Source organism: Xenorhabdus taiwanensis (assembly GCF_036512875.1).
Taxonomy (GTDB): domain Bacteria; phylum Pseudomonadota; class Gammaproteobacteria; order Enterobacterales; family Enterobacteriaceae; genus Xenorhabdus; species Xenorhabdus taiwanensis.
In genome coordinates this window covers 2595275-2616778 of the sequence record NZ_AP028978.1, presented here as the reverse complement: position 1 = coordinate 2616778, position 21504 = coordinate 2595275, and the positions used below count along the sequence as shown (strand labels likewise).

21 protein-coding genes and 1 pseudogene are annotated in these 21504 nt (G+C 40.8%); 11 read left to right on the top strand and 11 right to left on the bottom strand.

The genetic code is table 11. The features are described from left to right. The first annotated feature begins 4 nt into the window (after window positions 1–4). The 3 genes from ACE1SE_RS11885 (at window position 5) to der (ending at window position 3472) form a co-directional block, all read left to right on the top strand. Window positions 5–625: a YfgM family protein gene (locus tag ACE1SE_RS11885; protein ID WP_374051076.1), complete on the top strand. Its 621-nt coding sequence runs from the start codon at window positions 5–7 to the stop codon at window positions 623–625. 16 nt (window positions 626–641) lie between these two features. Continuing rightward, window positions 642–1814 carry an outer membrane protein assembly factor BamB gene (gene bamB / locus ACE1SE_RS11880; protein WP_374051075.1) on the top strand — a complete coding sequence of 391 codons (1173 nt, stop codon included), beginning with the start codon at window positions 642–644 and terminating at the stop codon, window positions 1812–1814. A 161-nt stretch (window positions 1815–1975) separates the two neighbouring features. Beyond that, window positions 1976–3472, top strand: coding sequence for a ribosome biogenesis GTPase Der (gene der / locus ACE1SE_RS11875; protein WP_374051074.1), 1497 nt, complete (start codon window positions 1976–1978; stop codon window positions 3470–3472). A 231-nt stretch (window positions 3473–3703) separates the two neighbouring features. On the opposite strand, the gene ACE1SE_RS11870 is transcribed toward der, so the two are convergent. The 4 genes from ACE1SE_RS11870 to hemF all read right to left on the bottom strand — a co-directional run bounded on the left by ACE1SE_RS11870 (window position 3704) and on the right by hemF (window position 7679). Next, on the bottom strand, window positions 3704–3940 hold the full coding sequence (locus ACE1SE_RS11870; RefSeq protein ID WP_374051073.1) for a protealysin propeptide domain-containing protein: 237 nt from the start codon (window positions 3938–3940) through the stop codon (window positions 3704–3706). Window positions 3941–4160: 220 nt separating this feature from the next. Next, window positions 4161–5219, bottom strand: coding sequence for a M4 family metallopeptidase (locus ACE1SE_RS11865; RefSeq protein WP_374051072.1), 1059 nt, complete (start codon window positions 5217–5219; stop codon window positions 4161–4163). 232 nt (window positions 5220–5451) lie between these two features. Next, window positions 5452–6522 carry a M4 family metallopeptidase gene (locus ACE1SE_RS11860; protein WP_374051071.1) on the bottom strand — a complete coding sequence of 357 codons (1071 nt, stop codon included), beginning with the start codon at window positions 6520–6522 and terminating at the stop codon, window positions 5452–5454. Window positions 6523–6770: 248 nt separating this feature from the next. Then, entirely contained in the window at window positions 6771–7679 is a 909-nt protein-coding gene (gene hemF / locus ACE1SE_RS11855) for an oxygen-dependent coproporphyrinogen oxidase (RefSeq protein WP_374051070.1), read from the bottom strand. A gap of 139 nt (window positions 7680–7818) precedes the next feature. Between hemF and ACE1SE_RS11850 the strand changes: the two genes are divergently transcribed. Further along, complete coding sequence (locus ACE1SE_RS11850; protein WP_374051069.1) at window positions 7819–8241, top strand: GNAT family acetyltransferase; 423 nt, start codon at window positions 7819–7821, stop codon at window positions 8239–8241. Between the two features lie 91 nt (window positions 8242–8332). On the opposite strand, the gene ACE1SE_RS11845 is transcribed toward ACE1SE_RS11850, so the two are convergent. Next, complete coding sequence (locus ACE1SE_RS11845) at window positions 8333–8584, bottom strand: hypothetical protein (RefSeq protein WP_374051068.1); 252 nt, start codon at window positions 8582–8584, stop codon at window positions 8333–8335. Window positions 8585–8872: 288 nt separating this feature from the next. Here ACE1SE_RS11845 and ACE1SE_RS11840 point away from each other — a divergent pair, with 288 nt between their 5' ends. From ACE1SE_RS11840 to cysM, 6 genes are all read left to right on the top strand, one after another. Beyond that, on the top strand, window positions 8873–9496 hold the full coding sequence (locus ACE1SE_RS11840) for an RpoE-regulated lipoprotein (protein WP_374051067.1): 624 nt from the start codon (window positions 8873–8875) through the stop codon (window positions 9494–9496). Window positions 9497–9759: 263 nt separating this feature from the next. Beyond that, the gene (locus ACE1SE_RS11835) at window positions 9760–10797 is read left to right on the top strand and encodes a sulfate ABC transporter substrate-binding protein (RefSeq protein WP_374051066.1); all 1038 of its coding nucleotides are present in this window, start codon (window positions 9760–9762) and stop codon (window positions 10795–10797) included. Beyond that, window positions 10797–11627, top strand: coding sequence for a sulfate/thiosulfate ABC transporter permease CysT (gene cysT, locus ACE1SE_RS11830; RefSeq protein ID WP_374051065.1), 831 nt, complete (start codon window positions 10797–10799; stop codon window positions 11625–11627). Before ACE1SE_RS11835 ends, cysT begins: the two co-directional genes overlap by 1 nt. Then, entirely contained in the window at window positions 11627–12472 is an 846-nt protein-coding gene (gene cysW, locus ACE1SE_RS11825; protein ID WP_374051064.1) for a sulfate/thiosulfate ABC transporter permease CysW, read from the top strand. Before cysT ends, cysW begins: the two co-directional genes overlap by 1 nt. 14 nt (window positions 12473–12486) lie before the next feature. After that, window positions 12487–13575 carry a sulfate/thiosulfate ABC transporter ATP-binding protein CysA gene (gene cysA, locus ACE1SE_RS11820; RefSeq protein ID WP_374051063.1) on the top strand — a complete coding sequence of 363 codons (1089 nt, stop codon included), beginning with the start codon at window positions 12487–12489 and terminating at the stop codon, window positions 13573–13575. A gap of 132 nt (window positions 13576–13707) precedes the next feature. Then, window positions 13708–14589: a cysteine synthase CysM gene (cysM, locus tag ACE1SE_RS11815; RefSeq protein ID WP_374051062.1), complete on the top strand. Its 882-nt coding sequence runs from the start codon at window positions 13708–13710 to the stop codon at window positions 14587–14589. A 117-nt stretch (window positions 14590–14706) separates the two neighbouring features. Here the strand turns inward: cysM and ACE1SE_RS11810 are convergent. The 6 genes and pseudogenes from ACE1SE_RS11810 to cysZ form a co-directional block, all read right to left on the bottom strand. Further along, window positions 14707–15076 (bottom strand): annotated as a pseudogene (locus ACE1SE_RS11810) (IS1 family transposase). Window positions 15077–15239: 163 nt separating this feature from the next. Beyond that, window positions 15240–15749 (bottom strand): PTS glucose transporter subunit IIA, encoded by a 510-nt coding sequence (crr, locus tag ACE1SE_RS11805; RefSeq protein WP_374051061.1) that lies wholly within the window; start codon window positions 15747–15749, stop codon window positions 15240–15242. A gap of 45 nt (window positions 15750–15794) precedes the next feature. Then, the gene (gene ptsI, locus ACE1SE_RS11800) at window positions 15795–17522 is read right to left on the bottom strand and encodes a phosphoenolpyruvate-protein phosphotransferase PtsI (RefSeq protein ID WP_374051060.1); all 1728 of its coding nucleotides are present in this window, start codon (window positions 17520–17522) and stop codon (window positions 15795–15797) included. 124 nt (window positions 17523–17646) lie between these two features. Continuing rightward, window positions 17647–17904 carry a phosphocarrier protein Hpr gene (gene ptsH, locus ACE1SE_RS11795; protein WP_047767271.1) on the bottom strand — a complete coding sequence of 86 codons (258 nt, stop codon included), beginning with the start codon at window positions 17902–17904 and terminating at the stop codon, window positions 17647–17649. Between the two features lie 442 nt (window positions 17905–18346). Further along, a complete protein-coding gene (gene cysK / locus ACE1SE_RS11790) occupies window positions 18347–19300 on the bottom strand; it encodes a cysteine synthase A (RefSeq protein WP_374051059.1) in 954 nt (317 codons plus the stop codon). A 230-nt stretch (window positions 19301–19530) separates the two neighbouring features. Then, a complete protein-coding gene (cysZ, locus tag ACE1SE_RS11785; RefSeq protein WP_374051058.1) occupies window positions 19531–20307 on the bottom strand; it encodes a sulfate transporter CysZ in 777 nt (258 codons plus the stop codon). 220 nt (window positions 20308–20527) lie between these two features. On the opposite strand from cysZ, the gene zipA reads away from it, so the two are divergent. Beyond that, on the top strand, window positions 20528–21463 hold the full coding sequence (gene zipA / locus ACE1SE_RS11780) for a cell division protein ZipA (protein ID WP_374051057.1): 936 nt from the start codon (window positions 20528–20530) through the stop codon (window positions 21461–21463). The last annotated feature ends 41 nt before the right edge of the window (window positions 21464–21504 follow it).

The window sequence follows — 21504 nt, the reverse complement described above, 5'->3', positions numbered from 1 at the left end:
TCTAGTGCAAGTCTATACCACAGAAACTGAACAAGTTGACGCGATAAAGCGTTTTTTATCTACCAACGGTAAATACCTTGCTGTTGGCCTGGTGCTAGGTATTGGTGCTTTGTTGGGTTGGCGTTACTGGCAGAGTCACCAAACTAACCAATTGCATAATACGGCGGCAGTATTTGAAGAATTGAACAAATCACTGGCGTCTGGGTCGAAAGAAAATGTTGTTGCCGTAGAAAAGTTCGCTAATGAGACGAACAATGTCTACGGTATTATGGCTGATCTGGAACTGGCAAAACAGGCTGTTGCTCAGAATGATTTGGCTCAGGCAGAGAAAAATTTGCTAGCGGCATCCGGTAAAGCTAAAGATGGGGACATGCAAGCATTGTCTAACCTTCGTCTGGCTCGAGTTCAATTGGCAGAAGATAAAACAGATGTTGCATTGAAAACGCTGGATTTGGTCAAAGGCAAAGGCTGGCAGGTTATGGTTGAGGATATTCGTGGGGATATTCTGGCTAAAAAAGGGGATATTGCTGGCGCCCGTGCAGCCTATTCCACAGGGCTTGGACTTGATGGCCCGCAGGTAATTAAGGATTTTATGAAAATCAAACTTAATAATTTATCCAACTAAGGGAGCCAACTTCATAATGCAGCTGCGAAAAACACTCTTGGTTGGGCTGGTTGCTTCTGTTCTGCTGGCAGGTTGTTCAAGTGAACAGGATACGGTAACAATGTCACCGTTACCGAAGGTTGAAAATCAATTCAAACCTCGTATCGTTTGGGATAAGTCCGTTGGGAGTGGTACGGGGGAGTATTATTCTCACTTATCACCGACCTGGCAGGGTTCGACAGCTTATGTTGCTGACCGTCATGGTGTTGTCAAAGCATTTGATATAGACAGCGGCAAAGAAATATGGGCAACGGATTTGTCAGAAAAAACAGGTCTATTGTCATCCCGTTTGCCGGCGCTGCTTTCTGGCGGTTTGACTGTGTCCGGTGATCGCCTGTATGTTGGCACAGAAAAAGCAAAAGTCATCGCATTGGATGTAACGGACGGTAAGGTTGAATGGGAGTCAACGGTTGCCGGCGAAGCGTTGTCCCGTCCTGTCGTGAGTGATGGCTTTGTCTTGATTCATACCGGTAATGGTATGTTGCAGGCATTAAACGAAACCGATGGTCGTATTGCTTGGTCAGTTAACATGGATACACCTTCGTTGTCCGTTCGTGGTGAATCCGCTCCTGCCGTGGCTTATGGTGCAGCTATTGTAGGTGGTGATAATGGTCGTATTAGTGCGGTTCTGCTGTCTGAGGGGCAACTAATTTGGCAGCAGCGTATTTCTCAGGTAACAGGTTCTACCGAAATAGATCGCCTGAATGATGTCGATATGACCCCGGTTATTTCTGACAATATTATTTACGCGATTGCTTATAACGGCAATTTGGTGGCAATGGATATGCGTTCAGGCCAGATCATCTGGAAGCGTGATCTGGGATCGGTGCATGATATGGTGGTCACTGACAACAATATTTTCATTGTTGATCAAGATGATCATATCTTGTCCCTGCGCAAGAGTGATGGCGTGACATTATGGTCGCAAAATGATCTCTTGCACCGTAACCTGACAGCACCGGAAATGTACAATGGCTATCTGGTTGTTGGTGATGCTGAAGGTTACTTGCATTGGTTGAATATGGCTGATGGCAAATTTGTGGCGCAGAACAAGGTTGATGGTTCCGGCCTGTTGAGTCGTCCGGTTGTTGCCAGCGATAAACTGATGCTGCAAGCGAAGGACGGTACAGTTTATTTGTATACCCGCTAACTTCAGAGCGTGTTTTAAATAACACGAAATTATACGGCTCCTGGATATAACAGGGGCCGTTTCGTCTTTTTAGTATCTTTGTATCTTGCTGTGATGAACAATATCAAGATGTCACTTTCAGCAGGGTATCGATTTAAATCTAGTCATGAGGCATCAAGAAAATGATACCTGTCGTTGCGCTGGTTGGGCGCCCCAATGTTGGAAAATCCACCTTATTTAACCGATTAACCCGAACCAGAGATGCGCTGGTAGCGGATTTCCCTGGCTTAACCCGTGATCGTAAATATGGACGGGCAGAGGTTGAAGGGCAGGAATTCATTATCATTGATACGGGGGGTATCGATGGTACGGAAGAGGGCGTAGAAACGCATATGGCTACGCAATCTCTTATGGCCATAGAAGAGGCTGATATTGTTCTATTTATGGTTGACGCCAGATCGGGATTGATGCCTGCTGACCATTCGATTGCCAAGCATCTGCGTAGCCGTGAAAAAGCAACTTTTTTGGTGGCTAATAAAACCGATGGTATCGATATTGATACTTCTATAGCTGAGTTTTATTCACTCGGTTTAGGCGATGTTTATTCCATCGCAGCTTCTCATGGCCGTGGTGTAACACAATTGATTGAACGTGTGTTATTGCCGTTTTCTGATAAAGAAAAAACGAAAGAAGAAGTTGAATTAACGGAAGAAGAGGCTAACGCAGCTTATTGGGCAGAAATGGAACAAGCCGAATTGGATGCTTCTGCTGAACAAGAAAAAGAGGAGGAGGCATTTGATCCTACAACTTTGCCTCTGAAACTTGCGATTGTTGGCCGCCCCAATGTGGGTAAGTCCACATTAACTAACCGTATCCTCGGTGAAGAGCGTGTTGTCGTTTTTGATATGCCTGGTACCACCCGTGACAGCATTTATATTCCCATGGAGCGTGATGGTCGTGAATATATTTTGATTGATACCGCGGGCGTTCGTAAGCGTGGAAAAGTCACTGAAACAGTTGAAAAATTCTCTGTGATTAAAACGCTCCAGGCGATTGAAGATGCCAATGTTGTATTACTGGTAGTGGATGCCCGTGAAGGCATTTCTGATCAAGATCTCTCTCTGCTTGGTTTTATTCTTAACAGTGGTCGTTCTCTGGTTATTGCCATCAACAAATGGGATGGCATGAGTCAGGAAGACAAAGATCACGTCAAAGATATGCTTGAGCTGCGTTTGGGTTTTGTTGATTTTGCCCGTATTCACTTTATTTCTGCACTACATGGTAGTGGTGTTGGGAATTTATTTGAATCAATTCTGGAAGCCTATGAAAGTGCAACTCGTCGCGTTAGTACTTCCTTATTGACCCGTATAATGCGCATGGCAGAAGATGATCACCAGCCACCAATGATCCGTGGTCGTAGGGTGAAAATGAAATATGCCCATGCTGGTGGATATAACCCACCTATCGTGGTTATCCACGGTAATCAGGTAACAGATTTACCTGATTCCTATAAGCGATATTTGATGAATTATTTCCGTCGTTCTTTGAAGGTGATGGGAACACCTATCCGTATCCAATTTAAAGAAGGAGCTAATCCTTATGCGGATAAGAAAAATACATTAACAGCAACTCAGCTCCGTAAACGTAAGCGTTTAATGGAACATCTGAAAAAACGGTAATTATTTAAAAATATTGATATAAATAGAGGGCTATTTTTAGCCCTTTATTATTTCTGCATTTAAAGAATAATTAACCATCATAAAACAGAGCAGATAGAAATGATTTTAAGAATTAATCTAATTAGCGTTAAAATCTTTCAAATTTATCAATAGATTTATTGTATATTTAGTTTTATTAATTTAGGTATTTCTTTTTTTTATATTAAAAAGCATAAAAATCAGAGAGTACCCCTACTTTCCTGATAATGAATAACTGTCTTCTGATTCAGGTTTTTTTCTGTTTTTATACAATAAAGGATCATCTCCAGAGTCTAAGGTCTCTTCTTTGGTTGATTGCTTCATAAGTTTATTAACATGATCTAATGTTTTCAAAACATACTCTTTGTCATTAGTATCACAGGTTTTTGCAATATACTCCAATAAATAAGGGGGGATTATATTTTGTTTTTTTGCTTTATTGTCAATCATGATAATGCCCTATTTTGTATGTATGTTATGGTGTTGGCGTATATTTTGCCTAATCTGAATAGTAGCCAAACTAACCATGTTAGTCACTACTAAAAATGTAAATTTTTTTATGATATGACATGGAGAGATAAGATGATTAGTTTAATTAAATTAAGGATAAATATATAAATGTAATCAAGACCTTCCCTGGTCTTGAATGATTAGAGAGGTATTACAACTTTTAGAGTAAAGTCCCGACTTGTTTCCATGAATGAGTCACAATATCTGAAATTTCTTTGCCAAATAATGTGTTAGCATTATCAACGGTTAGTTGTGCAAAATCATTAAAACTGGCTTTGTGGGATAATCGTTTGTCCAATAATGTGTTATACCAAATTTTTCCAGCTTGATCCCAAGAATACCCTCCCAACGCTGTTGCCAATAAATAGAATGCCTTATTAGGAATACCAGAATACTTGTGGACACCTCCGTTATCATCTCTGACGGATAAATCTTGATATTGGTCCATATGACCAACTTGATTATCTTTTGGGTTTGCTGTTCCAGGATTTTTGAATGAGCGCAAGGCAATATTAGGATCATTGTTCGGATTAAGTACAGGGCCAAATATTCCCTGGCCTATCAACCAATCAGATTCATTAGCCTTTTGATTATTTGCATACTGTTTTACCATAATACCGAATACATCTGAGATCGATTCGTTTAGTGCACCTGACTGATAGGCATAATCAAGATTTGCTTCACTTTCAGTTACTCCATGAGTGAGTTCATGTGCAGTAATATCAATACAGGAAGTGAAACAGTTAAAATAAGGGGCATAACCATCACCGAAGACCATTTGATTATTATTCCAAAATGCATTCATATAGTTTTTTTGGTAATGCACAGTAGCAACTAATTTAAGACCCTTATTATCAATAGAATTACGACCGAAAATTTCTTGATAAAACTCATATGTTTTACCAAGATAATTATAAGCCTCAGTGGCTGCGATATCATCAATCACAGCCATGCCTTCGCATAAAATTAATTTATCCCCTGGGTATTGATCATTATATTCAGCATTGTAAATAGTTCTATTTAATTTGTTGTCAAAACCTGGCTGATATCCATGATTTAATATATCCATTTCAGCAGGACTATTCATTAGATTGTAAACATGATCTAATGTTTTTAATATGTATGATTTGTCAATTTGGCCGCAAATTTTAACAACGTATTCCAATAAAGAGGGTGGGATGATACCAGATTTATTTAATTTATCTTGATGGTTTCGCATAATGATACCCCCGATTTTTAGATGTTATGCATATTTTATCTCTAGGGACTTTAATTAATTATTAATCTAAATGATGATATTTTCTACTAATGGAGGGTGTTTTTGTTGGGATCTAAAATATTAATTTATAAATATAATAAAGGGTTATCCTTAACCCTTTATCATTTGTTTTAGGATTATCTTAATGTTACTGCTTAAAATATGAATTAGTATTTTATTAATGGTAATTTCATTATTCTTCGGAAAGTAGAACACCCACTTCTTTCCAACCATGACTAACAATATCTGACGTTTTCTTGTTGAATAATTTTTCAGCATTATCAATCGTCAGTTTGGCAAAATCTTCGAAATCTGCATTTGAAGATAGACGTTTATCCAGTAGCGTTTCATACCAAATTTTTCCTGCTTTTTCCCAGGCATAGCCTCCTAACTCCATCGCCACTAAATAAAATGCCCTGTTAGGAATGCCTGAGTGTATGTGAACGCCGCCATTATCAATTATAAAGGGGAGATCTTCATACAGATCCATGTGACCAACTTGCTTATCTCCAGAAAATGCACTTCCGGGGTTAACAAAAGTGCGTAAGCTAACATCAGATTTATTTTCTGGATTAAATTTTGGCCCCAGTAAACCTTGGCCTAACAGCCAATTGGATTCATCGACTTTTTGGTGATTAACATATTGTTTTACCATAATGCCAAATACGTCTGCGATGGATTCATTAAGTGCACCAGATTGATAGATATAATCCAGCCCAGCTTCGCTTTCGATAACACCATGGGTTAACTCATGAGCTATAATATCAATGGCAGAGGTAAAACGATTGAAGTATTTTCCATCACCATCACCAAATACCATTTGTTTTCTGGTCCAGAATGCATTCAGATAATTTTTTCCATAATGTACTGTAGCAACTAATTTGATTCCTTTGTTATCAAGAGAATTGCGGCCGAAAACTTTTTTATAGAATTCATGAGTCTTACCAATATACTCATAAGCCTCATTAACTGAATCATCAGAACTTTCTGGCATACCTTCGCCGCGAGATAACTCTTCCCCTGGAAATTCCTCTTTATTTTTAGCATCATAGATAGTTCGATGCAGTTTATCGTTCACCTCTTTTTTAGTTTCTTGTTTATCCTGTTGAGAAATAGTTTCTTCAGCAGGCGCATTCATCAATTGATAAACATGACCTAATGTTTTTAATACATATTGATTAGTATACGCATCACAATCATCAGAGATATGTTCCAGAACAAATGGAGGAATTAAGCTGTATATGTTGGTTTGATTATTGCTCATAATAATACCCTGTTTTGTTGTTAGATGTTGTATTCGTTTTTTCGGGCCCGGATTGAATACTAGCTGTAATTAATAGGAGAGTCATTAGTGTAAGTATTGACTTTTTATGGCAGGGTATTGCTAATGAAAAATAATAAATATTTTTATCAGTATTATGATAAATAACCCATCTATTTTAGGTTAATTTTTTTATAAACAAGGAGTAAAACAGGAATAAAGAAATTGTCTTGTATTCCTGTTTTGAATTATCATACCCAATCTTTCTTTATCAGAAATGAAGTATATAATTCAGATTCTGGGGAGTTTTTTTCTGGAGAGTAGCCATATTCCCAACGCACTAATGGGGGCATGGACATTAATATGGATTCAGTTCTTCCACCGCTTTGCAGGCCAAAAAGCGTTCCCCTGTCCCAAACAAGATTGAATTCAACATAGCGGCTTCGACGATATAATTGGAATTGTCTTTCATGCTCACCCCAGATTAAATCTTTTCTTCTTTCTACAATAGGTAAATAGGCAGACAGGAATCCATGTCCGACAGCTTGCGTGAAATTAAAGCAGGTATCAAAATCAGGCGTATTCAGGTCGTCATAAAACAAACCACCAATGCCACGGGGTTCATTGCGGTGCTTAATAAAAAAGTAATCATCACACCATTTTTTATATTTAGGATAAACATCATCACCGAATGGTTGACATAAATTTTTGGCCACGGTATGCCAATGAATAGCATCTTCTTCGAAACCATAAAAAGGTGTGAGATCAAAGCCACCGCCAAACCACCATACAGGAGGCTCACCTTCTTTTTCAGCAATAAAAAAACGCACATTTGCATGGCTGGTTGGGACATAGGGATTAAGTGGATGAATGACGAGAGAAACTCCCATGGCTTGGTAACTGCGACCTGCTAACTCAGGACGATGAGCTGTAGCAGAAGCGGGCATTGAAGCTCCAGAAATATGTGAAAAATTCACACCGGCTTTTTCAAAAACCTTACCTTCCGTTAACACACGGCTTCTTCCGCCACCACCATCTTCTCGTTGCCAGCAATCTTCCATGAAGGTTGATTGACCATCAAGTTGTTCTAACTGCTTGCAGAGGTGATCCTGTAATGAGAGGAAAAAATTTTTAACTTGATATATATTAGGTATATTCATTTCTGTTTTCATTTTGGTTAATTATAAAGACATGTAGTATACCTGCTAGTATCAGTAAACGCATTTTCAGATTGATTCCAAAATAAAAGTAGTGATAATTAACATTGATTCAACTGCTTATTAAATAGGCTTACTAACTATGGAAATTCGGGTATTTCGGCCAGACGACTTTGAAGCCGTTATCACACTTTGGGAACGTTGTGATTTGATTAACTCTGGTGATGATCCAGAAATAGATATTGAGCGTAAACTCACCCATGATGCTGATTTATTTCTGGTTGCTGAAGTTGCGGGAGAGGTGGTTGGTACAGTTATGGGCGGTTATGATGGGCATCGTGGTCATGCTTATTATCTGGGAGTGCATCCTGAATTCAGAGGCAGGGGAATAGCCAATGCATTGATCTCCCGTCTGGAAAAGAAATTATTGGCCAGAGGTTGCCCCAGTATTTTGATTGTGGTTCCAGAAGAAAATGATGCAACAATCTGCATGTGTGAAAAAATGGAATATGATTATTTGGGTCAGGAAAAGGTCATGTTTAGCAAGCGATTGATTATTGATTAAATGAATTGTTAGATAAATATACAAGCCATGCAATGGCTGAATAGAATCATACTATTTATATACGCTCTCTATTTAGTCATTATTATCTTTTTCAATCAATATTTTTTGATGAAACATGAATAGAGTGCGTCCATCTCCTCATATATTTGTTCTTTATAATAAGGAGATCTTTTGACATTGCAGGCTTTTTATTATCAATGTAAAGCACCACCTTAATATTTCCATTTTCATCCTTAGATAGGAAATAATGCTCAGGTATAGAAGATATGGACTTTCCTTTTAATACAGTCCAGTCAGAAGGCTGCTGATAATCAACATGATATTGATAGGGAATATTCATCATTTCTCTCCTGAGTTATATTACTTAGCCAATGAATCATAACAGTGAGATATAAAAATAAGCATTAGCCGATAGCCGATATAGATAACGGATGAAGATATCATTAATTAATGTTATTCGATCATGCAGTTTATTTTATAAATGGATGTGCAATACTTAATCAATAACATCTTTTAAACATGATCTTGTTGATGAATGGTTTGTATATTTACAATTGAATGTTTTTTTAGGAATGTGGTCTGATAGATATCAAATGACAATTCCATAGAGCCAAAGGTTAAGAAAACAGAGATGGATAAATTTTTTGCATTTAATTCCTGTTCTAAACAGAAGAAGGTTATGCTGGCTAGCAGTTTGGTTGGATGCTCATTCTTGTTGACGGCTTGTGCCGGAACTTTAAGAATGTCATGGCCTGCCTTATCGCCTTTTAATTGGTTTGGCAGTTCATTAAGTGTTTCTGAGCAAGGTATAGGGAAAATCAATAAACAGACGGATATGACTCAATCTGCTATCGAAACAGGATTGGAGGGAAAATATCGTCTGCGTAGTGGCATGGAGATGCAAAATGGCAAGTTAGTGAGTGTTATTCAGGGTATGGAAGATGGTCAGGTAAAACTGGAGTTTCACGGTCTGGTCAATGGTAAAGTTGATCGTATTGACGTGTTGGATGATGAGGTGAAAACAGTTTGGGGAACGAAAATAGGTACGCCTTTTTCTGATCTCTATAATCAGGCATTTGGAAAATGTCAGCGCTCCCATGATCTCGCTGTGTCGCCTACTGTCATTTGCACTGCTTCACAGAGTCAGCATATCAGCTATGTTTTTACTGGAGCTTGGGAAGGTCCTGAAGGATTAATGCCTTCTGATGATGTTTTGAAGGACTGGAAAGTTTCTCGTATTATTTGGCAATCCTGATAACTACCTAAAAAGGCTTTATATCAAGTAAAAGATCTTTTAATCCACTTGCGTGATAAGGGCAGGGTGCCAGAATTCAGACCGTTTCAGATAATTGAAAAGCGGCTGGCACCTGTAACCTGATATTTTCTACATCTTATCGCTTTTCATCATTTCTCATAAAAATTCGGTATATAAAACAGTAGCCAGTAAACTACCCTGTTATAAAGATTCTGGATACAGTAGAGAAATTGTTGTCAAATGGTGTGATGAGTAAGGTGTGGATGAAAATAGTGGCAATAAAAAATAAATTATTAAGCGGAATAGCTAGCCTGTTGTTTTGTGCCTGTCTCAACGTTTATAGCTCTAACGCCTTGGCTGTTGAGTTGTTGAATAGTTCTTACGATATTGGACGAGAATTATTCTTGAGCTTGAATCCGGAATTTGAAAAACAATGGAATGCACAGAACCCGCAGGATAAATTGACCATCAAACAGTCCCATGCCGGTTCATCTAAACAAGCATTGGCCATTTTGCATGGATTGCGGGCGGATGTCGTCACTTATAACCAAGTCACAGATATTCAGATCTTGCACGATCGCGGCAATCTCATTCCCGCCAATTGGCAGCAGCGTTTGCCGAATAACAGTTCGCCCTATTATTCCACCATGGCATTTCTGGTACGCAAAGGTAATCCCAAGCATATCCAAACCTGGGAAGATTTAGTGCGAAATGACGTCAAGTTAATTTTCCCAAACCCAAAAACGTCAGGTAATGGACGCTATACCTATTTGGCCGCATGGGGCGCTTTTCAGCAAAAAAATCCGCATGATCCCCTTAAGATTCGCCAACTGATGCAGCATTTTTTACAGAATGTAGCGGTATTTGATACCGGAGGTCGTGGTGCAACAACTTCCTTTATTGAACGGGGTATAGGGGATGTACTGATTAGCTTCGAGTCTGAGGTTAATAACATTCGTAAACAGTATGGGGAAGATAATTATCAGGTTATTGTACCTCCGGTGAATATTTTGGCTGAATTCCCTGTAACCTGGGTGGATAAAAGTGTTCAGAAAAACGGTACGGAAGCAGTTGCTAAAGCGTATTTAAATTATCTGTATAGTCCGGTAGCCCAGCAAATCATAGCCAGTTTTAATTATCGTGTAATCGATCAAAATGTGATGAAAGCACAGCACTCCCGTTTTCCTGTAACCAAACTGTTTCGCCTCGAAGAACAATTCGGTAACTGGCCTCAAGTGATGAAAACTCATTTTAATACTGGCGGTACGCTTGATCAGTTATTGAAAGAAGGACGCAAATAATGCGGGTATTTAGCAAACGTGTCTTGCCCGGATTTGGGCTGAGTTTAGGCTGTAGCCTGTTTTATGTCTGCCTTATCCTGCTATTGCCATTAAGTGCTCTGGTAGTACAGCTTTCCAGTATGACATGGGCGCAATATTGGCAGGTCATCATCAACCCACAGGTTGTTGCCGCTTATAAGGTAACATTGTTGGCCGCAGCGGTTGCCAGTTTGTTCAATATGGTTTTTGGCATGTTGATGGCCTGGATATTAACGCGCTATCAATTCCCCGGACGCAGTTTATTAGATGGCTTGATGGATTTGCCATTTGCTTTACCGACGGCAGTTGCTGGTTTAACGCTAGCGACACTCTTTTCTGCAACTGGGTGGTATGGGGCCTGGCTTGGTCATTTTGATATCAAAGTCGCCAATACCTGGCTGGGCATTGCGGTCGCAATGGCATTCACTAGCCTGCCGTTTGTGGTGCGCACTGTTCAGCCTGTGCTTGAAGAATTAGGCCCTGAATACGAGGAGGCCGCACAGACATTGGGAGCAAACCGTTGGCAAACTTTTCGGCGGGTTGTATTACCTGAGGTTTCACCTGCATTGATTGCCGGAACTGTGCTCTCTTTTACTCGTAGTCTGGGAGAATTTGGTGCTGTGATTTTCATTGCCGGCAATATTGCCTGGCAAACTGAAGTTGCTTCCCTGATGATCTTTGTCCGCCTGCAAGAATTTGATTATCCGGCTGCCAGTGCGATTGCTTCCGTCATCCTCGCTGCGTCGTTATTACTGCTGTTTAGCGTCAATATATTGCAAAGCCGCTTTGGTAAACGGATAGGGGGGCATTAATGACTGAATTGTCCGCATATACAGTGGCACAACGTTTCTCTATAAATTGGGGAAAATGGTTATTGATCGGCACTGGTGTACTTTTCTCTCTTCTGTTGTTGATCATACCGATAGCATGGATTTTCTTGACTGCTTTTTCTAAAGGAATCGACATGGTTGCCCAGAACCTTTTCGATTCCGATATGCTGCACGCTATCTGGCTGACCGTGATGATTGCGCTTATTACCGTCCCCCTTAATTTGGTTTTTGGTGTGATGACAGCATGGTTAGTGACACGTTTCCAATTCCCAGGCAGACAATTATTGCTGACATTAATTGATATTCCGTTTGCGATTTCGCCGGTTGTAGCTGGGTTACTTTATCTGCTTTTTTATGGTGCTAATGGCTGGTTAGGAAGTTGGCTGGGAAGTTATGACATCCAATTGATGTTCTCATGGCCTGGTATGGTATTGGTGACAGTGTTTGTAACATGTCCGTTTGTGGTCCGTGAATTGGTGCCGGTGATGTTGAGTCAAGGTAATCAGGAAGATGAAGCCGCCATATTATTGGGCGCCTCCGGTTGGAAGATGTTTTGGCGTGTGACATTGCCAAATATTCGTTGGGCATTGTTATATGGCGTTGTTTTGACCAATGCGCGGGCGATTGGGGAATTTGGTGCTGTGTCTGTAGTCTCGGGGGCCATTCGCGGTGAAACCTATACGCTGCCTTTGCAGGTTGAGCTGTTGTATCAAGATTACAACACGGTTGGCGCATTTACGGCCGCGGCCTTATTGGCGGTGATGGCGATTATTACTCTGATTGTCAAAAGTGCATTGCAATGGCGTTTAAGCCGCCAGCAAGGGTAGGTTAGGAGCGGGATATGAGTATTGAAATCAGTAAAATCAGTAAATCTTTTGGTCGATCTCAGATACTGAATGAAATTTCACTGGATATTGAATCTGGTGAGATGGTAGCTCTGCTTGGCCCATCAGGTTCTGGCAAGACAACATTGTTGCGGATCATCGCAGGGCTTGAGCAGCAGAGTGCAGGCCAACTGAAATTCCACGGACAGGATGTCAGCCGGCTACATGCAAAAGATCGGCGTGTTGGATTTGTATTCCAACACTATGCTTTATTTCGTCATATGACGGTATTCGATAACGTGGCTTTTGGCCTGACCGTTCTTCCTCGTCGTCAGCGTCCTAGTGCTGAGGCACTGCGTAGTAAAGTTATGGCTTTGCTGGATATGGTGCAACTTTCCCATTTGGCAGAACGTTATCCATCGCAGCTTTCTGGTGGACAAAAACAGCGTGTGGCATTAGCGAGGGCATTGGCGGTTGAACCACAGATCCTCTTGTTGGATGAACCTTTTGGTGCATTAGATGCTCAGGTTCGTATGGAGTTACGTCGTTGGTTGCGGCAGTTACATGAAGAATTGAAGTTTACCAGCGTATTTGTCACCCATGATCAAGAAGAGGCAATGGAAGTGGCCGACAGAGTAGTACTTATGAATCAAGGGCGCATTGAACAGGTCGGTACTCCTCAGCAAGTATGGAATGAACCGGAAAGCCGATTTGTCCTTGAATTCATGGGGGAAATAAACAAACTGAATGGTGAAATTAAAGGTTCCCAACTCTGGATTGGCGGGAAAATTTTTCCATTGAATATCACTCCGCTACATCAAGGAAATGTTGATGTATTTTTTCGGCCTTGGGATATGATGCTGAGTGCCAAGCAAACACCTGCTTGTCCTTTGCCAGTGCAGGTTGTGGAAGTGAGCCCGCGCGGTCATTTTTTCCTCCTGTCTGTTCAACCGCTAGGATGGGGCGATGAATACCTGTCAGTGATTTGGCGGGATGACTCCACCATACCAGTTAGGGGAAATGACTATTTTATTGGTGGCACAGGCGCCCGCTTGTATGCAGGGGATTTGCCATTAAAAGTGTTGCGATTTGCTGAATCTGCCTGATTTAATTCATCTTTATATTGAATCTCTATTTCCTGTAATGCAAGGAAGTAGGGATTTTTTGCTTAATGTCTTGCTACAGTTTTCTTAATATGATTATTTATTTATCCATTCTCATATGAATTAGGTGATGCTGTGGCAAACTTGGAAGAATTTATAGGTAATACACCGCTGGTGAAATTACAACGAATGACAGAATGTGTTGACGCTGAGATTTGGGTAAAGCTGGAAGGTAATAATCCGGCGGGTTCCGTAAAAGACAGAGCTGCGCTTTCGATGATCCTGCAAGCGGAATTGCGTGGGGAAATCACTCCGGGTGATGTTTTGATTGAAGCAACGAGTGGTAATACCGGTATTGCACTGGCGATGATAGCAGCGGTAAAAGGATATCGCCTAAAATTATTGATGCCTGAAAGTATGAGCCTTGAGAGACAGGCATCAATGCGGGCTCACGGTGCTGAATTAATTTTAGTCAGTAAAGAATTGGGAATGGAAGGTGCGCGGGATTTGGCACAGGAAATGGAGAAGAATGGGGAAGGAAAAGTTCTAGACCAATTTAATAATACGGATAATTCACTGGCTCATTTTAAGACTACTGGCCCGGAAATTTGGCAGCAAACACAGGGACGGATCACGCACTTTGTTTCCAGTATGGGAACGACAGGCACGATTACAGGAGTGAGTCGCTATTTGAAATCTCAGTCAGACAGAGTGAAAGTTATCGGATTACAACCTGAGGAAAATAGTCATATTCCTGGTATTCGTCGTTGGTCTCCGGCCTATATGCCGGGCATTTATCAGGCAGAGCTGGTGGATCAGATCCTGAATATCACCCAAACGGAAGCGGAAAATACCATGCGCTTGTTGGCCCAACAGGAAGGTATTTTTTGTGGCGTAAGCTCTGGTGGCGCAGTTTTTGGCGCGTTACGTATCGCGGCTGAAAACCCTGGAGCGATAATCGTGGTAATTATTTGCGATCGCGGCGATAGATATTTATCTACTGGCGTTTTTAATTGACCCATATTCTTTTTTATTTTCCTTTCTACATTCAGACTGTAGTCTTATTAACCATGCTATGGTCTGAAATATCATCCTCCCTAAAAATCGGTTATGTATTCAAAGCGTTGATCACCCTCAAATATAATATTCACGTTCAATGAAAGTGCCAATGACTTTGTCATGCATTATAGGAGACTTTGAATACCCGAGCGTCTTTACGGTTCAGGCGCTTAATTCGGTTACGTAAGGAGTACACCAAGAGGCTACCTTGAATTATACTGATATGCAGGGTTCTGGCAGTATCACGGATACCGGCATTGTTCATCGCAAGATCGACGACTTGTTCTTTTATTCCGGCTTGACAGGCTCGATAAGCATAATCGAGCTGGAAAGTACGGTTACAGTATAAACAACGATAACGTTGGTGACCGCCTTTACCAATACCATGTTTTTTAACATCCTTCGTTTGGTGACAAAACCGACACTTTACTTCCACTGTGGCCATGTATGCTATCTCGCAAAAATAAGCATTATAAATGAAGAACAACACATTGAATACGTGACCGTTTACCGGCTTATAAAGAAATCGCCCTGTTTTATCAGATACTTTTATGCTTACCTGATAAAACAGAGGCGATCCACATACAGCTCATCAGTGATGTATTCAGCTACTTTTTGATTCGCATGATGACTGACTCACCGACGACTACGGAGCCATTTATTTTCGTTAACTCTTTAATTTCATCCATGTTAGAAATAACAACAGGAGTTAAGGTTGATTTAGCTCTTTCTTCCAGAAATGCCAGATCAAACTCTAAAACCAAATCACCTTTTTGTACCCGTTGACCTTCTTCGGCAATGCGTTTAAAGCCTTCACCTTTCAGTTCAACAGTATCAATACCAAAATGGACGAATAGCTCAATGCCACTATCAGATTCGATAGAAAAAGCATGATTTGTTTCGAAGATCTTGCCAATGGTGCCATCAACAGGAGCGACAATTTTGTTGCCGGTTGGTTTAATAGCGATACCATCACCAACGATTTTTTCGGCAAAAACAACATCTGGAACATCTTCGATGTTGACTATCTCACCTGACAATGGTGCGATAATTTCAATACTGCCACTATTTTTTTTATCGTCTGAAACCAGAGATTTCAATTTATCAAGCAGACCCATGAATCTTCTCCTAATTGTTTAATGGGACCGTATTCTGGCTAATTCTTAGCAGAGTGTTTTTTCTCTGGTAAAGGTGTCAACCAAATCCATCAATTCCTTTGCTGTTGGCTGAGTCAAGGCCTGCTCTGCCAGTGCTTTTGCATCATCATAATTAGTATTACGGATGATCTTTTTAATGCGTGGAATTGATATTGCACTCATGCTGAACTCATCCAACCCCATGCCCAGGAGCAACAGCGTGGCGCGCTCATCACCGGCAAGCTCTCCACACATGCCTGTCCACTTACCTTCTGCGTGTGAGGCATCAATAACCTGCTTGATTAAGCTCAACACCGCTGGTGACATTGGGTTATAGAGATGAGAAATCAGCTCATTACCACGGTCTACCGCAAGAGTATACTGAGTTAGATCGTTTGTCCCAATACTAAAAAAGTCAACTTCTTTTGCCAGATGATGAGCAATGGTTGCAGCAGCAGGCGTTTCCACCATGATGCCAACTTCAATCGATTCATCAAATGCTTTGTTTTCATTGCGTAATTGCTCTTTGAGTAGCGCAAGCTCAGCGTTCAATTCCCGAATTTCTTCAACTGAAATAATCATTGGGAACATAATGCGCAGTTTACCAAATGCAGAAGCTCTCAGGATAGCACGTAATTGAGAATGTAAGATTTCTTTACGGTCAAGGCAAATACGGATCGCGCGCCAGCCAAGGAATGGGTTCTCTTCTTTTGGCAGATTCATGTAAGGTAAGTCTTTATCACCACCAATGTCCATCGTACGAATAATGACGGCTTGATTACCAACAGCTTCTGCAACTGCTTTATAGGCTTCAAATTGTTCGTCTTCGGTTGGCAGAGAATCACGATCCATAAACAGGAATTCAGTACGGTATAAACCAATACCTTCGGCACCATTGCGTTCAGCACCAGCGATATCACGTACCGTACCGATATTGGCGCAAACTTCAACTTGATGACCATCCAATGTGATGGCAGGTAAGTCTTTCAGCTTCGCCAGTTCGGTTTTTTCTGTCAGATACTCACTTTTCGCTGTTTTCAGTTTCTCGATTTCGGTATCAGATGGGTTCACATAAATATGATTGTTGACGGCATCCAGAATCAGGTAACTGCCATTTTGGATTTGCTTGGTCGCATTGGTTGTACCAACAATTGCTGGTAATTCCAGCGAGCGAGCCATAATGGAAGTGTGGGAAGTGCGGCCACCAAGATCAGTGATGAAACCTAATACCTTGTCCAGATTGAGTTGTGCGGTTTCTGATGGAGTCAGATCACTGGCAACCAAGATGACTTCTTCTTCAATGGAACCTAAGTCGATAATTGGCATATCCAGAATATTTTTCAGTAAGCGCTTACCAATATCACGGACATCGGCAGCTCGCTCTTTCAAATATTCATCATCCAGTTCTTCCAGCGCATTGGCCTGATCTTCAATAACGGAATGAACGGCTGCATCTGCTGTTAACAGATTTTTTTTAATCAGCGTGATAATTTCCTGCTCTAGCTCTTCATCTTCCAGCAACATAATATGGCCTTCGAAGATTTCGGCCTTTTCTGCACCCAGATTTTTTTCGGCTGTTTCTCTAATGATCTCTAATTGTGCGGAAGATTTGTCACGGCCTTGCTTAAAGCGGGAAATTTCTTGTTCGACTTGTTCAGGGATAATTTTTTTATGATTAATAATGATGGGATCTTCTTTCAGTAATAACGCTTTACCGAAAGCAATTCCTGGTGATACTAAGATACCTGAAATCATATTATATGACCTTACTGCGGGTGATTACCTTTCATTAAGACTTAGGCGATGCCCTAAATATCCCCAGATTTTATTGGCCTGGGGATAAGCTGAATGAAATAGATTGGCTTGATTGAACGGACGATTATTCCAATTCACCCATTAATTTAACTAAATGTTCAACAGCCTGTTGCTCATCTTCGCCTTCAGCAGAAATTGTTACGACTGTACCTTGAGTCAATCCCAGCGTTTGTAATTTGAACAGGCTTTTTGCGCTGGCAGACTTGCCCCCAGAAGTCAGGGTTATGTCAGAAGCAAAGCCTTTTGCTTCTTTGACAAATTGTGCCGCAGGGCGAGTATGGAGACCGTTTGGTGCAGTAATAGTAACTTCTTGCTGGAACATAGTATTTCCTCAATAACTTAAATATTCGTTGATAAGCCAAGAGAATGCCATTGGATATAGCTGAATTCCCTGCGGCTTACTACAACCGTTAAAATGATAATGAAGTAAAGCGTATTCCCTTCGCTTTTCAAGTTATTGCGTTGCTGATTTTAACTTGAAATTTAGTGGGATTATAATAATCATTATCAAAAAATTAACATACTTGATGCACTCAATTGTTGATTTGGTGTTAATACACGCTATCCGAAGAAGGCTTTAATTGAACAACCTGATTTGCTGTCTGGTTGGTGATTAATTTCGTGCATCGAAATAATTACTGGTTAAATACTAAAGCTACTTGAATAAATCATCTAGGAAAGTTTTAAACTTTGATCTGATGCACAAAAAAGCACCCTGGAGGTGCCTTTTTGTCAATGTAGTGAAAAATTCTATAGAGTGATTTTCACTCACTGAGTAAGTCAGCAAACAGTGCTGTACTGAGATAACGTTCCGCCGACGAAGGCAAAATCACCACGATATTTTTATCCTTGTATGTATCTTCTTGCGCTATTTTGATGGCGGCCGCAACAGCAGCACCTGAAGAAATGCCGGCAAGAATACCTTCTTTTTCAGTGACTTCACGTGCAATTTGTATCGCTTCTTCATTGCTGATTTTAAATACACGGTCGACTAATGTTAAATCTAAGTTATCAGGAATGAAACCCGCGCCGATTCCCTGAATTTTATGTGGACCTGGTTTAAGTTCTTCACCCGCCAATTTTTGGCTGATAACAGGTGAACTTTCTGGTTCTACCGCAACGATGGTAACTTGTTTGCCCCGCGTATTTTTTAAGTAACGAGCCACACCCGTGATTGTGCCGCCAGTTCCTACGCCAGCAACAAAAACGTCTACATTACCGTCAGTATCTTCCCAAATTTCAGGGCCAGTGGTTTTTTCATGAATTTCCGGGTTGGCAGGATTGCTGAATTGTTGCAGGAGTATATAACGGTCGGGATTACTGTCATGGATTTCGTTAGCTTTCTCAATTGCGCCTTTCATGCCTTTTGCACCTTCGGTTAGCACCAAATTTGCGCCGAGTGCTTTTAGCAATTTACGTCGTTCAAGACTCATTGTTTCAGGCATAGTCAATGTCAGCTTATAACCACGAGCTGCTGCAACATAGGCAAGTGCAATTCCTGTATTACCACTGGTTGGTTCGATAAGTTCTTTATCTTTGGTCAGAATGCCACGTTTTTCAGCATCCCAAATCATATTGGCACCGATGCGGCATTTGACACTAAAGCTGGGGTTACGGGATTCTATTTTCGCCAGAATACGACCATTTGCGAAATTTTTTAAACGTACTAGCGGAGTGTGACCAATAGTCAACGAATTATCTTCATAAATTTTGCTCATTGTTCGTTTGCCCCTAACATACCGTAAATATTGATTAACCATACGCTAACATCTTATTTATGGAAATAAGGTTTCAGTCTATTCTTATTATATAAAAGAATAATTGATGGTCATTTTATATTCTTCTGATTATTTAAGATTAGCATGAGTTTTTAAACAATTCCCCCTGACATGTTTATAATCTGTCAGGGGGCTTGTAGTCGGCAACAAGTAGTAAACAAAAGATTAAATTAATTTGATGAAGTACGATTCAGAGCATGTTGAGCACGATAGCGATCAACCCACATCGCAGTGGCCCCACAAACCGCAACGGGCATGATAAACAGATTCACAATCGGGATCATGGTCAGAATACTTACTGCTGCGCCGAATTGCAGGTTATCTATTTTATTTTGGCGTAATGTATTGCGCATAGTGGTAAAACTGACTTTATGGTTATCAAACGGGTAATCACAATATTGGATTGTCAGCATCCAGGCACTGAAAATAAACCAAAGGAGAGGGGCGATGGTTTGGCCTATTCCTGGAATAAGGTAAAGTAACAATAGGATAAGTGCACGCGGAATATAATAAAGAATTTTCACTATTTCGCGTTTCAGTATACGGGGCGTGTCTTTGAGTAAGTCGATAACGCCAGTATCTGGTGTCGGAATGCCTGTTAAGTCAGCCTCTAGTTTTTCTGCCAGCAAGCCATTGAATGGTGAAGCGATAAAATTAGCGAGTGTACTGAAAAAATAAGTAAAAACCAGTAAGACAGAGATAACTGCAAGTGGCCAAATTAAATAGCTTAACCATTGCATCCAGTCTGGTATTTTATCGAGAGTCCATTGTATCCAGTCACCCAGTTTATGATATAGCCACCAAAATGAACCACCTAGCAATAAGATGTTAGCCAATAAAGGTAATAGAACGAATCTCTTAATGCCAGGACGGGTTATTAGTTGCCAACCTTGGGCAATATAGTGAAATCCACTCGCATGTTTTGGCAACCTTGTCGAATTCGTCATATTTTCTTATTCTCTCTTAGATGATTGAGACGGTATGATATAGGCAGGACTTTCTACTGACCAGTCGTTTTATGAGTAAAAAACATCCGAAAAAACAGAGAAATTCTCTCATTATGGTAAGATAAGTATGTAGAGACTTGCACTTGTCCTATTTGACAAATACTCTTATCTAAAGAATATTCTGCCGTGATGGCAATTAATTTAAACAACAGAGATAGCAATGATGCAGGATTTGCGTCTGATATTAATCGTTGTTGGTGCGATAGCCATAATAGCTTTGCTATTACATGGGTTGTGGACCAGCCGTAAAGAGCGTTCATCACTCTTTCGTGATCGCCCAGTTAAACGTCATAAACAGGGGCGTCAGGAAGAACCAAAGGATGATGATGGCGAAGAATTGTTTGATAATACGTCAAAATCGAATGTTCAGGAGTCGGCGAAACCGTATACTGAGCATCGTGCAGAACCGGTTATCGAACGTCGTGTGTCTGAATCGTCAGCCAGAGTACCTGATGATGATACTGATCCTTTACTTGCAAAGCATCAATCTGATGTTTCTACAGTCAAGGTGAAAGGTGTCGATGAGCAACAGGAAGAACCACAACTTGGCTTGTTCGATCCGATTGAATCCGCTGAATCGAAAGAAGCTAAGGTAGCAGAGTCAGACTCTGACATTGTGGAAGGACAGCCAGAGGCAGCGAAAAATGAAGCACAGTCTAAATCTGAACAGGCTAAAAAAGAGACAGTGTTGGTGTTGCATGTGGCCGCTCATCATGGGCAGGAACTGAATGGTGAAGTATTGTTCCAAAGTGTTTTACAGGCAGGCTTCCGGTTTGGTGAGATGAATATTTTTCATCGCCATCTGAACCCATCGGGTAGCGGTGCTGTGTTGTTCAGTTTAGCTAATATGGTAAAACCTGGCTCATTTGACCCAGACCAAATGACAGATTTCACTACGCCTGGCGTTTCCATATTTATGCTTGTGCCTTCATATGGTGATTCCAATCAGAATTTTAAACTGATGTTACAGGCAGCACAGCGTATCGCTGCCGATGTGGGAGGTGTCGTTCTGGATGGTGAGCGCAAGTTGCTGACACCACAGATGATCGAACTCTATAAGGCGCGTATCCGTGATACGCTCAATGTCAGTGAATAACCTCTCTTTTTATTAGTATCAAGCCCCCGCTAGTCGGGGGT